Source organism: Cellulomonas sp. Leaf395 (genome assembly GCF_001424125.1).
Classification (GTDB): domain Bacteria; phylum Actinomycetota; class Actinomycetes; order Actinomycetales; family Cellulomonadaceae; genus Cellulomonas.
On sequence record NZ_LMQI01000001.1, the window covers coordinates 588,950 to 602,715 of the forward strand.

14 protein-coding genes and 1 tRNA gene are annotated in these 13,766 nt (G+C 72.8%); 9 read left to right on the plus strand and 6 right to left on the minus strand.

Annotation, left to right across the window (positions count from 1 at the left end; all coding sequences use genetic code 11):
• Positions 1-27: 27 nt before the first annotated feature.
• Together ASG23_RS02780 and ASG23_RS02785 are read left to right on the plus strand one after the other, a co-directional pair.
• A complete protein-coding gene (locus ASG23_RS02780) occupies positions 28-393 on the plus strand; it encodes a hypothetical protein (protein WP_056019704.1) in 366 nt (121 codons plus the stop codon).
• 84 nt (positions 394-477) lie between these two features.
• Positions 478-1,056: a dienelactone hydrolase family protein gene (locus ASG23_RS02785; RefSeq protein WP_056019707.1), complete on the plus strand. Its 579-nt coding sequence runs from the start codon at positions 478-480 to the stop codon at positions 1,054-1,056.
• Between the two features lie 114 nt (positions 1,057-1,170).
• Here ASG23_RS02785 and mscL read toward each other — a convergent pair whose 3' ends face one another.
• The 3 genes from mscL to ASG23_RS02800 all read right to left on the minus strand — a co-directional run bounded on the left by mscL (position 1,171) and on the right by ASG23_RS02800 (position 3,075).
• Positions 1,171-1,755, minus strand: a complete 585-nt coding sequence (gene mscL / locus ASG23_RS02790; protein WP_235520816.1) for a large conductance mechanosensitive channel protein MscL — start codon at positions 1,753-1,755, stop codon at positions 1,171-1,173.
• A 67-nt stretch (positions 1,756-1,822) separates the two neighbouring features.
• Positions 1,823-2,506 carry a Flp pilus assembly protein CpaB gene (gene cpaB, locus ASG23_RS02795; protein ID WP_082515804.1) on the minus strand — a complete coding sequence of 228 codons (684 nt, stop codon included), beginning with the start codon at positions 2,504-2,506 and terminating at the stop codon, positions 1,823-1,825.
• Positions 2,507-2,730: 224 nt separating this feature from the next.
• Complete coding sequence (locus ASG23_RS02800; RefSeq protein ID WP_056019710.1) at positions 2,731-3,075, minus strand: FmdB family zinc ribbon protein; 345 nt, start codon at positions 3,073-3,075, stop codon at positions 2,731-2,733.
• A gap of 147 nt (positions 3,076-3,222) precedes the next feature.
• Here ASG23_RS02800 and ASG23_RS02805 point away from each other — a divergent pair, with 147 nt between their 5' ends.
• Positions 3,223-5,790 (plus strand): penicillin acylase family protein, encoded by a 2,568-nt coding sequence (locus ASG23_RS02805; RefSeq protein WP_056019713.1) that lies wholly within the window; start codon positions 3,223-3,225, stop codon positions 5,788-5,790.
• Here the strand turns inward: ASG23_RS02805 and ASG23_RS02810 are convergent.
• Complete coding sequence (locus ASG23_RS02810) at positions 5,780-6,418, minus strand: 5-formyltetrahydrofolate cyclo-ligase (RefSeq protein WP_056019716.1); 639 nt, start codon at positions 6,416-6,418, stop codon at positions 5,780-5,782. The two genes, ASG23_RS02805 and ASG23_RS02810, sit on opposite strands and share 11 nt — an antisense overlap.
• Before the next feature lie 120 nt (positions 6,419-6,538).
• Here ASG23_RS02810 and galU point away from each other — a divergent pair, with 120 nt between their 5' ends.
• The 5 genes from galU (at position 6,539) to ASG23_RS02835 (ending at position 10,666) form a co-directional block, all read left to right on the plus strand.
• Positions 6,539-7,453 carry a UTP--glucose-1-phosphate uridylyltransferase GalU gene (gene galU, locus ASG23_RS02815; RefSeq protein ID WP_056019719.1) on the plus strand — a complete coding sequence of 305 codons (915 nt, stop codon included), beginning with the start codon at positions 6,539-6,541 and terminating at the stop codon, positions 7,451-7,453.
• 27 nt (positions 7,454-7,480) lie between these two features.
• Entirely contained in the window at positions 7,481-8,716 is a 1,236-nt protein-coding gene (locus ASG23_RS02820) for a molybdopterin molybdotransferase MoeA (RefSeq protein ID WP_056019722.1), read from the plus strand.
• A complete protein-coding gene (locus ASG23_RS02825; protein WP_056019724.1) occupies positions 8,716-9,315 on the plus strand; it encodes a GNAT family N-acetyltransferase in 600 nt (199 codons plus the stop codon). Before ASG23_RS02820 ends, ASG23_RS02825 begins: the two co-directional genes overlap by 1 nt.
• A 63-nt stretch (positions 9,316-9,378) precedes the next feature.
• The gene (locus tag ASG23_RS02830) at positions 9,379-10,539 is read left to right on the plus strand and encodes a hypothetical protein (RefSeq protein ID WP_056019726.1); all 1,161 of its coding nucleotides are present in this window, start codon (positions 9,379-9,381) and stop codon (positions 10,537-10,539) included.
• 54 nt (positions 10,540-10,593) lie between these two features.
• Positions 10,594-10,666 (plus strand) — tRNA-Ala (locus tag ASG23_RS02835).
• A gap of 75 nt (positions 10,667-10,741) precedes the next feature.
• Here ASG23_RS02835 and ASG23_RS02840 read toward each other — a convergent pair.
• Positions 10,742-11,155, minus strand: a complete 414-nt coding sequence (locus ASG23_RS02840) for an NUDIX domain-containing protein (protein ID WP_235520818.1) — start codon at positions 11,153-11,155, stop codon at positions 10,742-10,744.
• A 52-nt stretch (positions 11,156-11,207) separates the two neighbouring features.
• On the minus strand, positions 11,208-12,788 hold the full coding sequence (locus ASG23_RS20425) for an RNA polymerase sigma-70 factor (RefSeq protein WP_082515698.1): 1,581 nt from the start codon (positions 12,786-12,788) through the stop codon (positions 11,208-11,210).
• 80 nt (positions 12,789-12,868) lie between these two features.
• On the opposite strand from ASG23_RS20425, the gene ASG23_RS02850 reads away from it, so the two are divergent.
• Positions 12,869-13,762 carry a sigma-70 family RNA polymerase sigma factor gene (locus ASG23_RS02850; protein WP_056019729.1) on the plus strand — a complete coding sequence of 298 codons (894 nt, stop codon included), beginning with the start codon at positions 12,869-12,871 and terminating at the stop codon, positions 13,760-13,762.
• The last annotated feature ends 4 nt before the right edge of the window (positions 13,763-13,766 follow it).

Below are 13,766 nucleotides of genomic sequence, written 5' to 3' on the forward strand. Positions count from 1 at the left end.
CCCGCCCCGGGGTGGGATCATCGGACGGTGACGTCGTCCGAGCCGCCCCAGGGCGCACCCGTGCGCCGGTCGCGGCGAGCCGTCCGGCACGCCGGCACCGTCGGTGGGGACGACGCCAACCTCGTCTCGTCCCACCCGGCGTTCCCGGCCGGCCCGCTCAGCGACGACACAGACGCGATCCGGAGCGACGCCATCCGCGACGACGTCGCCCACGACCCGAGGGTGGTGCCCCGCCGCGGGGGCGGGGGCGGGTCGGCGACCCTCCAGCCCGACGCTGCCGGCGAACCCGTGATCGCGACGCGGAGCGCCGACGACTCCGACGTCGGATGGGGCGAACAGGAGACCGGCTCCAATGACGACCGACTGCGCCAGGACAAGCCGCCGCACTGGTAGCCGTGGTCAGACCCAAGCGAGACGATCGCTCGGCACGGCACCCACCAGCCACCCACCACCCGCACGACCCAAAGGAGACGCTCCATGGCCGAGGTCCTGCTGTTCCACCACGCTCAGGGGCTAACGTCCGGCGTCCGCGACTTCGCGGACACCCTCCGGGCCGCCGGTCACACCGTGCACGTCCCGGACCTGTTCGACGGGCGCACGTTCGAGGACATCGAGTCGGGCCTCGCCTACGCCGACGAGGTCGGGTTCCCGATCGTGCTGGGACGTGGGCAGGCCGTGGTCGACACGCTGCCCGACGGGCTCGTGTACGCCGGCTTCTCGCTCGGCGTCCTGCCCGCGCAGATGCTCGCGCAGACGCGCCCCGGGGCGAAGGGCGCCCTGTTCTTCCACTCGTGCGTCCCGACCTCGGAGTTCGACAGTCCGTGGCCGGCGGGGGTGCCGGTGCAGATCCACGGCATGGACGCGGACCCGTTCTTCGCCGGCGAGGGTGACATCGACGCAGCGCGCGCCCTGGTGAAGGAGTCCCCGGACGCCGAGCTCTTCGTCTACCCGGGCGAGGAGCACCTGTTCGCGGACAACAGCCTGCCCTCGTACGACCCCGCTGCTGCGCAGCTCCTCACGGAGCGCACACTCGCGTTCCTCTCCTCGATCCGATAGCCGAAACGGCGAGCCCAGCACCGCGCGGGCCAGCCGGGTCACGCCACATCTGCCTTGACGCCACCTTTGGCTCCAGCTGGCCGAGACCTCCGGCTGGCTGGGAGGGACCGGCTGTCAGTGTCGCGTCGGCGGTGCGGCCGGGCCCGGGGGGATCGACGGGGGCAGGTCGCGTCCACCGGCGGTGGCGTCAGCCGTACCCCTTCCCGCACCCGTGCCGGCCGAGGCGCCGGCGTCGTTCGCGATCGCGGGCGTGGGGCGGTTGGCCAGCAGGTCGCGGATCTCCTGCAGCAGCAGGATGTCCTCGGCGGGCGCAGCCGGCTCCTCCTCCTCGCCGCTCTTGCGCCGGGACGCCAGGGCGTTCAGCGGCAGCACGATGAGGAAGTAGACCGCGGCGGCTGTGCACAGGAACAGGATCAGCGCGTTCAGGATCAGCCCGAACGAGAACACCGCGTCGTTGACCTCGAACGACAGGACCTTGCTCAGGTCCGTCTCCCCGAAGATCGCGGAGATCAGCGGTCCGATCAGCCCGTTGACGATCGACGTGACCACCGCGCCGAACGCCGCGCCGATGACGACACCGACCGCCAGCTCGATCGCACTGCCTCGGCTGACGAAGTCCTTGAACCCCTGGAACACCTTCGCGGTGCCCTTCAGCCCTTGCCGTGCGCCGTTGATCCCAGCGTTGAGCCTATCCGTCACGTTGATCCCTCGGGGTGGATGTCGGGTGGCCGAGCGGCGCCCCGGATGGAGCGACTCCGGCCGTCGATCATGGCACGACGACCGCGGACAGCAGCGCGGAGGCGGCGGCTCCGGCCAGTGCGGGAGCCTCGTCCGGGGACACGGCGAGGAGCACGGGGACCGAGTCGTCACCGGAGCCGCCGAGGCTCAGCGCGCTCTGGGTGGGGGCGGTCCGTCGGGCTACCGGCAGCACGAGCGCCCTCGTCGCGACCATTCCTCCCGGTCCGCCTTCCGGGGTGGCGGCAAGCACGTCGACCCGCATCCCGGGCGAGAGCAGACCGGCGACGGCAGGGTCGGCGAACCGGACGGTCGCCACGACGGTGCCGGGAGGTCCGCGGACGTCGTCGTCGGCGAGCAGACCGGGCAGCACGGGAGTGCCGGCCGCCAGCGGGACTGCCGTCGAGGCGTCGATCACGGCGTCCGGGTCGGTCACGGCGCCGTCAGGGACGACGGCGACGGGCCACCGGACGAGTTCGACGTCGGTGCTGGTCAGTGCGGTCCCCGCCGCGAGCGCGTGTGCCGCGACGACCACCGGGGTGGTCGGTGGGTCGGCTGGGCGCAGGGCCTGGACCGTGCACGCCGCGGCGAGGCCGAGGAACACCGCGCCGACGGCGAACCGGGTCCGCCACAGCGTGGCGCGCAGGGCGAGGGGGAACGGTAGTCGGCGGTGGGGGAGCGGCGGGGGCCGGCCGGTGAGCAGGTGGGGCTGCATGAGAGGCGACGGTAGGCGCGAGAGGAGCCGGGAGCGCCGGTCGACCCGGTAGGTGTGCACCGGTCCCGTGATCGGTGGGCTGGGGGCGTCTGGGCGCTGGGCGACCGACCCCGCGTCGGGGACGGAGACGCTGCCTGGGCGCGACCAGCGGGCGTCGCTCCGCCGGAACGAGATCGGCGCCGCCACCCGGAGGTGACGGCGCCGAGAGACTCAGGCCAGGGGTGTCAGGACGAGGCCGCGGGCTTGGCTGCGGAGGCGGCCGCGGACGACGACGAGGTGGATGACGACGAGGAGCCGGACGACGAGGAGCCCGTGGACGACGACGAGGTCGACGGCGACGGAGGCGCCGAAGGGGTCGCCGCGGCGGGGCTCAGGGCGGTCGACTTCGCACCGGCACGCGCGTCGTTGCGGTAGAAGCCCGAGCCCTTGAACACGACCCCGACGGAGGAGAAGACCTTGCGCAGGCGTCCCTCGCACTCGGGGCAGACGCTCAGGGAGTCGTCACTGAACGACTGCACGATCTCGAAGGCGTGACCGCACGCCGTGCAGGCGTAGGCGTAGGTGGGCACTGAAGGTCTCCTGAGAGCTGTCGGAAAGGTCTGGCACTCGCGTCATCCGAGTGCTAATCGTAACGGTTCGCTCGCTCGGCACATTCCGTGCGTCCGTGCGAGGCGCTGCGACAGCCGGAGGCGGGGCGGCAAAGTACCCTCCGAAGCGTGTCTCGTCGTCGCCTCGTCGCTCTATCCGTGATCACCGTCGCCGCGGTGGTCGTCGTCGCGCTCGTCGCGGTGATGGTCACGGCCGTCATCGTCGTGCGACGGCCGTTGCCGGAGGTCGCGGGGGAGCGGGAGCTGCCCGGGCTCGATGCAGACGTGACGGTCACGCGCGACGAGCGCGGAGTTCCGACGATCACCGCGACGACGTCCCAGGACCTGTTCCGGGCGCAGGGCTACGTGGCCGCGCAGGACCGCTTCTTCGAGATGGACTACCGCCGCCACGTGACGTCGGGACGGCTGTCGGAGCTGGTCGGCGAGAACGAGGACGCGCTCGCCGCGGACAAGGTGATCCGGACCTTCGGGTGGCGCAAGGTGGCCGAGCAGGAGTGGGACCTGCTGGAGCAGAGCACGCGCGACGCGCTCCAGGCCTACGCGGACGGCGTCAACGCGTACCTCGACGGCCGGGACCCCGGCGCGATCGCGGTCGAGTACACGGTGCTCGGGGTGCGGCTGGACGTGGGCGCGCCGGAGGCCTGGGACCCCGTCGACTCGCTCGCGTGGCTCAAGGCCATGGCCTGGGACCTGCGCGGCAACTACGACGCGGAGCTGGAGCGCGCCGCCTCGTACACGTCGATCGGAGACGTCGCGCGCGTCGACGAGCTGTTCCCGGCCTACCCGCAGGACCTCAACCTGCCCATCCTCACCGCCGCGAACCTGCCCGCGCCCACTGTCGAGCAGGCGTCCGCCGAGACCACGCCGCTCGACCTGGACAGCGCCGACCTGCAGGAGGCGATGGCGGCCGCGGCCGCCGCGCTGGACGCGGTGCCGCACCTGATGGGCGACGGTGAGGGGGTGGGCTCGAACTCGTGGGTGGTCTCCGGCGAGCTCACCGAGTCGGGCAAGCCCCTGCTGGCCAACGACCCGCACCTCAGCATCTCGGCGCCGGGCATCTGGGAGCAGATCGGGCTGCGGTGCGACGAGGTCTCCACCCAGTGCCCTTACGACGTCACCGGCTTCGCGTTCGCGGGCATGCCGGGCGTGGTCATCGGTCACAACGAGACGCTCGCGTGGGGGCTGACCAACCTCGGCGCCGACGTGACCGACTTCTTCCTCGAGCGCGTCGACGAGACCACCACCCGCCTCGACGGCGCCGAGTCTCCGATCACCGAGCGCGTCGAGGTCATCCGCGTGAACGGGGGCGACGACATCCGCCTGACGGTGCGCGAGTCGGTGCACGGTCCGCTCGTGTCCGACGTGCTGGACCTCGACGGCGTCGGCTCCGCTCCGGTGCCCGAGGACGCGCCGGCGCGCAGGTTCGCGGTCGCCCTCGGCTGGACCGCTCTGCAGCCGGGCCGGACCATGGACGCGGTGCTGCTGATGAACGTCGCCAAGGACGCCGTGGACATCCAGGAGGCTGCCGCGCTGTTCGACGTGCCGTCGCAGAACATCGTCTTCGCGACGACGGACGGCCACATCGGCTACCAGGCGCCCGGCCGCATCCCCGTCCGCGCCGACATCGCCGGTGGACCGGTCCCGTCGGACGGCACCTGGCCGCGCCCCGGATGGGACAGCCGGTACGAGTGGCAGGGGTTCGTCGACCCGGCCACCATGCCGCGCGCGCTGGACCCGGCCGAGGGGATCATCGTCACCGCCAACCAGGCCGTCACCCCGGCCGGCGTCGGCCCGTTCCTCACGGAGGACTGGGACTACGGCTACCGGGCGCAGCGGATCCGCGAGCTGCTCGTGTCCGCCACATCGGAGGGCAAGGTCGGCGTCGCGGACATGGGCCGGATCCAGGTGGACAAGCACAGCCCATACGCGGACGTCCTGGTCCCGGTGCTGCTCTCGCTGGACATCGAGGACCCGTTCTACGACGACGGGCAGGAGCTGCTGCGCACCTGGGACCGGGTGCAGTCGGTGGACTCGGCGGCGGCGGCGTACTTCGCGGCGGTCTGGGCGAACATCCTCGACTCCGCGTTCGCCGACGACCTCCCCGACGACTACGGCCCGTCAGGGGGTTCGCGCTGGCTCGAGGTGGTCCGCCGGCTGGTCGACGAGCCCGCCTCGCCCTGGTGGGACGACAAGTCGACTCCCGGCGTGGTCGAGGGGCGCGACGAGGTGCTGACCCGCGCGATGGTGCTGGCCCGCCGCGAGCTGACCGCCTCGCTGGGCCGCGAGGCGACGGACTGGCGCTGGGGCCAGCTGCACCCGGCCGCACCCGAGCACCCCGTGCTCGGCGGGTCGTCGCTCCCCGGGCTGGTCCGGGACCTGGTCAACCCCGACCCGGTCCCCGTCGGCGGCGGGTCCTCGATCGTGGACGCCACCGCCTGGGACGCCAGCTCCGGGTCCTTCGCCGTCACCGCCTCGCCGTCGATGCGCATGGTCGTCGACCTGGGCGATCTCGACGCGTCGACGTGGGTGACGCTCACCGGCGCGTCCGGCCACCCGGCGAGCGTGCACTACGCCGACCAGCTCGTCCCGTGGTCGCGTGGCGAGACGTTCCCGTGGCCGTTCACCCAGGCCGCGACAGAGGCGGACGCCGGCGACCGGCTGACCTTCACGCCGTGATGAGGTGCCACTCCAGCGGTGTCGCGACGGCGTCGACCAGACGGTCGTGGCGCTCGCGGGGCAGCGGGCGCTTCTCGGCGTCGTAGAGCTCCTCGGGGAACACCAGGGCCACCACGGGGACCCCGGGCCGGAGGTGCTCGAGCGCGCGGTCGTACCAGCCGCCGCCCTGGCCGAGCCGCGCGCCGGTGGTGTCCACGGCGAGCGCGGGGGCGATCACGACGTCGGCGTCGGCCAGCGTCGCCGCCCCCAGCGTGGGACCGCCGGGCTCCGGCGGGCGGCCGGGAGCGCGCTCGCGCAGGTCGTCCGGTCCGGCGTACTCCGCCCAGTCCCGCTGCAGCCCGCTGCCCAGCACGGGCAGGAGCAGGCGGACTCCGCGGGCGGCGAGGGCCTCGAGCAGCGGGCCCGTTCCTGGTTCGGTGACGCGGGATGCGTAGACGGAGGCGCAGGTGGCGTCGGCGACCGCGGGGATGGTGAGCACGACGTCCACCAGGGCGTGGGCGGCGGCCTCGCGCTGTCGGACGGAGCGGATCTTGCGGGCGTTGCGGATCGCGATCCGCAGCCGCTCCTTGACGTCTTCGACCTCGTCCCCCTCGGACACGCGCGGATACGGCTGGGCGACGCTGCTCATGGGTCCAGTGTCGCAAACCTCGTGGCCACCGGACGACCGTCCTGGGAATGAGGTCTGAACGCTTTGCCCCACGTGACGCACACCACTGCGGTTCCGGGACCACGCGGCTACTGTCCCGACATGACCATCCACAAGGCAGTCATCCCCGCCGCGGGCCTCGGGACCAGGTTCCTGCCCGCCACGAAGTCGACGCCCAAGGAGATGCTCCCGGTCGTCGACAAGCCGGCCATCCAGTACGTCGTCGAGGAAGCGGTCAGAGCCGGGCTCGACGACGTCCTGCTCATCACGGGCCGTTCCAAGCGCACGCTCGCCGACCACTTCGACGCGGTGCCGGAGCTCGAGGCAGCGCTCGAGGCGAAGGGCGACCTGGAGCGGCTCGCCAAGGTCCGTGAGTCCACCGACCTCGGTCACGTGCACTTCGTCCGCCAGGGTCAGCCGAGGGGCCTGGGGCACGCCGTGCTCCAGGCGAAGCACCACGTCGGTCACGAGCCGTTCGCCGTCCTGCTCGGCGACGACCTGATCGACGAGCGCGACGAGCTGCTCAGCACCATGCTCGCCCTGCAGGAACGGACAGGCGGCTCGGTCATCGCGCTGCTCGAGGTCCCACCCGCGCAGATCTCCATGTACGGCTGCGCGGCGGTCGAGGAGCTCGAGGGCGCTGCGGATGGCGACCAAGTGCGCATCACCGCGCTCGTCGAGAAGCCCCCGGCCGACGAGGCGCCCAGCAACCTCGCGATCATCGGGCGCTACGTCCTGCACCCCGCCGTGTTCGAGGTGCTGGAGAACACCGACCCCGGCCGCGGCGGCGAGATCCAGCTGACCGACGCGCTGGCGACGCTCGCCGGGCTGCCGGCGTCCGAGGGTGGCGGCGTGTACGGGGTGGTGTTCCGCGGACGTCGTTACGACACCGGCGACCGCCTGGACTACCTCAAGGCCGTCGTCCAGATCGCGGTCGACCGGCCTGACCTGGGACCCGAGTTCCGTACCTGGTTGGGCGAGTTCGCGGGGACTCTCAGCACGCCATTGTCCGACTGACCTGCTGGGGCGGGGCAGAATGCCCGCATGAGATCGGTCCAGGATCACCTAGCGGCCGTGCTGGCCGCCGTCGGACCGGTCGCACCGCTCGACGTCGTCCTGCGCGACGCCGTCGGCTGCATCCTCGCCGCCGACGTCACGGCCACGCACGACCTCCCGGCGTTCGCGGTCGCCGCGCGCGACGGGTACGCGGTCGCGGCGTACGAGACCGCAGGTGCCGGGTACGCGAGCGCGCACTCGCTTCCGGTGGCGCACGACATCCGGCCGGGCGCCGGCCCGCTGCGGCTGGTGCCCGGCACCGCGGTGCGGATCGCGTCGGGCGCGGCGCTGCCGCTGGGGGCGGACTCGGTCGTGCCGCTGGAGGAGACCGACCGGGGGACCGCACGGGTCGCCATGCAGCGCCCTGCGGTGCCCGGCCAGCACGTGCGGGCGGTGGCGTCCGACGTCCGGGCGGGCGACGTGGTGCTCGGGGCGGGGACCCGCCTGGGCGCCCGGCAGCTCGCCCTGGCCGCCGCGCTGGGCCGGGGGCGGCTGCACGTCCACCCGACGCCGCGCGTGGTCCTGATCTCGGTCGGTGACGAGCTGGTCGAGCCCGGGACGCACGCCGACCGGTCCGGTCATGGGGTGTTCGAGACCGATGGGCACGCGCTCGAGGCCGCGGTCCGGGACGCCGGCGCCGCGTCGGTCCGGGTCGGCATCCTCGGCGACGACCGCGCGATCCTGCGGGAAGCCATCGAGGACCAGCTGGTCCGCGCCGACCTGCTCGTCATCACCGGCGGGCTGTCCGAGCTGACCCATGACACGGTCAAGGACGTGCTGGCGACGATGGGCAGCGTGCGGCTGGACCAGGTCGCGATGACGCCCGGGCACCGGCACGGGTTCGGCACCGTGGCCGACGACCTGGCCAGCGACAAGTCCGTCCCGATCTTCGCCCTGCAGGGGCACCCGGTCGCCGCGCAGGTCTCGTTCGAGGTGTTCGTCCGGCCGGCGCTGCGGGCGATGGCCGGGCACGCCGAGGTGTTCCGACCGTCGGTCGCGGCGGAGGCCGTCGAGGGCTGGGTCTCCCCACCTGGGCTGCGGCAGTTCGTGCCCGCGACGGTGCTCGGGTCCCCCGACGAGGGGTACCGCGTGACCCCGATCGGTGACCCGTCGGCGCCGACGGTCAGCGCGCTCGCGCACGCCAACGCGCTCGCCGTGGTCGGCGAGCAGGACCTGACGGTGCATCCCGGACAGGTGATCCACTGCCTGGTCCTGGAGGGCTGATGGCTTCCGGATGGCCCGCCGTGCTCGTCGAGGGCGACGTGCGCCTGCGTCCGCTGCGGCGGCGCGACCAGGACACGTGGATGGCGCTGCGCGCGCGGAACGCCGCCTGGCTGGAGCCGTGGGACGCCACGAGCCCCGTCCCGGTCTCGGGCCCGCGGCCGTCGTTCGGCACCTTCGTGCGGACCCTGTCCGCGCAGGCCCGGGCCGGGGTCACTTTGCCGTTCGCGATCGACCACGCCGACCGCCTCGTGGGGCAGCTGACCGTCTCCTCGATCATCTACGGCTCCCTGCGGTCCGCGGCCATCGGCTACTGGGTCTCCGAGCACGTCGCCGGTCTGGGCATCACCCCGACCGCCGTGGCGCTGGCCACGGACCACTGCTTCGGGGCGCTCGGGCTGCACCGCGTCGAGATCAACATCCGCCCCGAGAACGGTCCGTCGCTGCGCGTCGTCGAGAAGCTCGGGTTCCGCGACGAGGGGGTGCGGGAGAAGTACCTGCACATCCAGGACCGCTGGTGCGACCACCGCACGTTCGCCCTGACCGTCGAGGACGTCCCCGACGGGCTCCTGTCCCGCTGGCGGTCGCGCTCTGTCGGGTGACGCACAGGCCGACACGCCGCGGTGGTCCCCGGCCGGTGCGGCCTCGGCGCCTAACGTCGTGACGTGAACGATCTCGCAGGACCGGTCGCGCTCGCGCTGGTCGGCCTGTGGGTGGCGTACCTGGTGCCGCACAAGCTGCGACACCGGCAGCAGCTGCTGGAGTCCCGGGCGGACGACAGGTTCTCCGAGGCGCTGCGTGTGGTCGCAGTGAGCGACCGGCGCATCCGCCAGGAGGCCGCCTCCGCGGAGTGCGGGCCGACAGCGAGCAGTACCGCGGGGCTGCTGGCCCCGGGCAAGGGGCTCCCGGTGGCCACCGGGAGCGCGACAGGAGGCACCACCGTGGACCGACCGCACGGCACACAGGACCGGATCACCGCCGACGCGGCCCGCCGCGCCGCGCAGGCGCGTGCAGCCCGGGCGGCCTCCGTCGCCCGCCGAGGTGCTGCCGCGCGCCGCCGTGCCCTCCTGGCCGGGTTCCTCGTCGTCGCGACCGTCGTCGGCTGGGCCGCCGTCGGTCTGAGCCCCCTGGTCACCTGGGTCGCCGGCGTCGTCCCGACCGTCCTGCTCGGCTCGGTCCTCGTGCTCGGCCGGCGCGCCGTCCTCGCAGGTCGGGAGGCCGACGAGGCCTGGGAGCAGAAGATCGCCGACGAGCGCCGCGTGGCATCCGGGCCGCGCACGGGCGCGATGCGTGCCGTGGCGACGGCCACGAAGGCCGACGCACCCGCCGCCAAGCCCGCCCCCGCCGCCAAGCCGGCCGTAGCCGCCGAGCCCGCCCCGGCAGCCGCTCCCGCCGAGGCTCCCCGCGAGGCGCCGACGGCCTTCGTGACGGGCCGCGCCGTGCACCCGTCCGACGCCAGCACCGAGGTGTTCGAGCGCATCGTCGCGGACAAGGGCGAGTCCGACGGCCCCGCCCGGCACGCCTCGACCGGGCAGGTGCCGGTGGTCCGTCGTCCCGCCAGCGAGCGCACCACGGAGGCGGCGAGCGAGGAGGACGAGGCGTGGTCGCCCGTCCCCGTCCCGCGTCCGACCTACACGATGAAGGCCCCGGCGCCGCGCCGGGAGCCCGCCCCGCTGGAGAACCTCGAGGGGTCGACGGCCGCCCGCACGCCTGCGGTCGACGCTCCCACCGACGCCGAGCGCGCACCGCTCGAGGCGCCGCTGGAGACCACCGGCAGCATCGACCTGAACGCGGTCCTGGCGAAGCGTCGCGTCGCCGGGGAGTGACCCGTCGGATTTCGCGATCCACCGGGGCCTGGTGTTAGTCTTTAGGCCGCTCGCGGGGCTGTGGCGCAGTTGGTAGCGCGTCTCGTTCGCAATGAGAAGGTCAGGGGTTCGAATCCCCTCAGCTCCACCCGACGGGAACCCCGTCCGACCATCGGCACCGCCGACAGTCGGGCGGGGTTCTGTCGTTTCCGCTGAGAGGCCGTCAGGACCAGTGCCCGAGTGACCTCAGGAGGTCCGGGTACGCCGCGTCGGCGAGATCGAGCGCCAGGGCCTCCTCGAGCGAGAACCATCGCAGGTCGTCGTGCTCGTCGAGGGCGAGATTCCTCGGCTCGCCCGTCCAGCTCGTGACGTGCAGGAAGCGGATGTCCTCCAGCTCCTCGTCGAGGACCCAGTGCTCGATCGTCGGGAGGGGGTGGCGGGCCCGGATGCCGAGCTCTTCCTCGAGCTCCCGGACCAGGCACTCGTCGGCGGTCTCTCCGTCCTCCAGGTGACCGCCCGGAAAGTCCCACACGTCGGGGTACCACTCGCGGTCGGGTCGGCGGTGCACCATCAGTACCGCGCCGGGGCGGGTCAGCACCCCGGCCACGACGATGTGCGAGCGGCGTTGCGGTTGCACGCGTCCTCCGTGGGCGAGCGGCTCGTCGACATCCTGCCGGAGAGTGGCCGTTCTACTGCGCCTCGGCCGACGCTGCCGGCGCCGCACCGTCCGGCGATCGCCGTGCTGCATTGGCCTCGCGGACGACCGCCCAGGCATCCGCGACCGGACCCACGTGGCGGAGCTTGTCGGGGTTGATCACCGACCGGATCGCCTGGATCCTGCCCTCGAGAACGTCCAGGGTCCAGGTGTTGATGACGTTGCCGTCTCGATCGCGGAAGATCGCACCCGGCTGGCCGTTCACCTGGTGCTGCTCGACGGTGCCGCCGATGCTCATGAACGGCGGCGCGATCGCGGCGAGCAGGCGCGCCACGTTGTCGGCCCCGAAGATGCTCCTGGCCCACTGCGGAGCCTTTCCGCCACCGTCCCCCACCATCTGGACGTCCGCCGCCAGGTAGCTCTGGAGCTGTTCGACGTCTCCGTCACGGAAGGCGTCGAGGAAGCGCTCCGCCAGCTGCTCGCCGTCGCGCCGGTCAGCCATGAACCGCGTCCGGCCGGCTTCCATGTGGCGACGAGCGCGGGCCGCGAGCTGACGGCACGCGGCCTCGGACCGGCCGACGGCCGTCGCGACGTCCGCGAAGCCGAACCCGAAGACCTCGCGCAGCACGAAGACCGCGCGCTCCAACGGGGTGAGCCTCTCCAGCAGGAGCAGGGCCGCCGTCGACACCGAGTCGGCCAGCTCCGCGGACCGCGCCGGATCCTCGTACGGATCCTCGAGCAGGGGTTCCGGCAGCCAGGTGCCGACGTACTCCTCTCGCCGGACCCGGGCAGAGCGCAGCACGTCGATCGAGATCCGCGTCACCACGGCGCACAGGAACGCCTTGGTGGAGGTGGGTCGCGTCGGCGTGGACTGGTAGCGCAGCCAGGTCTCCTGCACCGCGTCCTCCGCCTCGGCCACACTGCCGAGGATCCGGTAGGAGATCGAGAACAGGAGTGGACGCAGGTGCTCGAACTCCTCCGGCTCGCTCACGCGAGCTCTGCCGCGCCGTCGAGGTTCACCCAGGAGCTGCACCCACTGCTGTCCCCGACGAGAGGGGACTGGCGCTCGCGCACCAGGTCGACCTGGTCGTCGATCGCTCCCGTCCCCATCCTGCTTGCCACGAACACTCGCATGATCCTCACCTTTCCTCAGGCCCGAGGTGGTCTCCACCCCTGAGACGAGACGCGGCGGGCATCTGTGACATGGAGCGCCGGAAACCACCGGCCGGCGGGATCCTGTGAAGGGCTCGGCGACGAGGCGTCCCCACGCCACGAAGACGAGCAGGCTGAGGTACACGAGGTTCAGCAGCACGTGGAGGTACTCGTGGAGACGGAAGGTCACCGTCGCGGCGCCGACCAAGATCAGCGCCAGGCCGATCGCGGCCAGCGGCACCAGGACCGGCGCGATGTCGAGAACTGCGGGTAGGACCAGGCCCACGGCGCCCACGATCTCGATGGCGCCGAGGGCCTTCACGAAGCCGGGGCTGAACAGGCTGACCCAGGCCGCGCCCGGAGCCTTGGCCAGCTTGTCGTAGGGGATGAACAGCTTGTTGGCGCCGGCGAACGCGAAGAGCGCCGCCATGACTCCGGCAACGATCCACAGGGCGGTGTTCATGACGATCTCCTCCTCGGTTACCTCGGCCCTGCCGGGCCCGTCATCTCTGACGACGGAACTCGCCGGCGGGAGGTCACACGATGAGCGGATCCCCTGCGCAGGACGCGGTGGCCGGCGCCTTCGAAGAGCAACGTCCGCGCCTCGTCGCCGTCGCCTACCGGATGCTCGGATCGCGGGTGGACGCCGAGGACGCCGTGCAGGAGGCGTGGCTGCGTCTCGCGCGCCAGGACGCGACGTCGATCGACAACCTCGCCGGGTGGCTGACCACCGTGGTGGGCCGGGTGTGCATCGATGTGCTCCGCTCGCGCGCGACCCGCTCCGAGGCGTCGTACGACGACCAGCTGCCGCACCTGGTGGTGACCGAGGCCGACGGTGCCTCCCCCGAGGAGGAAGCGCTGCTGGCCGAGTCGGTCGGGCTTGCGCTGCTGGTGGTGCTCGACAGCCTGCGTCCGGCCGAGCGGCTGGCGTTCGTGCTGCACGACATGTTCGCGGTGCCGTTCGACGACATCGGCGAGATCATCGGCCGGTCCCCGGACGCGACCAACATGTTGGCGAGCCGGGCCCGACGCGAGGTGCAGGACACGCAACGTCCGCCCGACGAACGCCGCCGGGAGCGCGCGGTGGTCGACGCGTTCCTCACGGCGGCGCGGCTGGGTGACTTCGAGGGGTTGGTGCAGCTGCTCGACCCGGCAGTGACCTGGCGCACCGTCACCGCTCGCGGCGTGATCGTGAGGCACGGGCCGACCGAGGTGGCCACGAGGATGCAGCGCGCGGCACGTGCCAAGGCGACCGCACGCCCCGTGCTGGTCAACGGGGACCCGGGCATCGTCGCCTACAGCGTCGACGGCGAGCCGCTGGGCGTGATGGGCTGCACCGTGGTGGACGGCCGGATCGTCGGGATCCTGTCGACGACCGACCCGGACCGGCTGGCGGCCATGGACCTCCCCGCCTCTCCTGCGGGGAGGCAGGCGTGAGGAC

Excerpts from the sequence above, each read along its gene's own strand:
- ASG23_RS02785 (WP_056019707.1), top strand. The coding sequence starts at position 478 with ATGGCCGAGGTCCTGCTGTTCCACCACGCTCAGGGGCTAACGTCCGGC.
- cpaB (WP_082515804.1), bottom strand. The coding sequence starts at position 2,506 with ATGCAGCCCCACCTGCTCACCGGCCGGCCCCCGCCGCTCCCCCACCGC.
- ASG23_RS02810 (WP_056019716.1), bottom strand. The coding sequence starts at position 6,418 with ATGAGCAGCGTCGCCCAGCCGTATCCGCGCGTGTCCGAGGGGGACGAG.
- galU (WP_056019719.1), top strand. The coding sequence starts at position 6,539 with ATGACCATCCACAAGGCAGTCATCCCCGCCGCGGGCCTCGGGACCAGG.
- ASG23_RS02820 (WP_056019722.1), top strand. The coding sequence starts at position 7,481 with ATGAGATCGGTCCAGGATCACCTAGCGGCCGTGCTGGCCGCCGTCGGA.
- ASG23_RS02825 (WP_056019724.1), top strand. The coding sequence starts at position 8,716 with ATGGCTTCCGGATGGCCCGCCGTGCTCGTCGAGGGCGACGTGCGCCTG.
- ASG23_RS20425 (WP_082515698.1), bottom strand. The coding sequence starts at position 12,788 with ATGAACACCGCCCTGTGGATCGTTGCCGGAGTCATGGCGGCGCTCTTC.
- ASG23_RS02850 (WP_056019729.1), top strand. The coding sequence starts at position 12,869 with ATGAGCGGATCCCCTGCGCAGGACGCGGTGGCCGGCGCCTTCGAAGAG.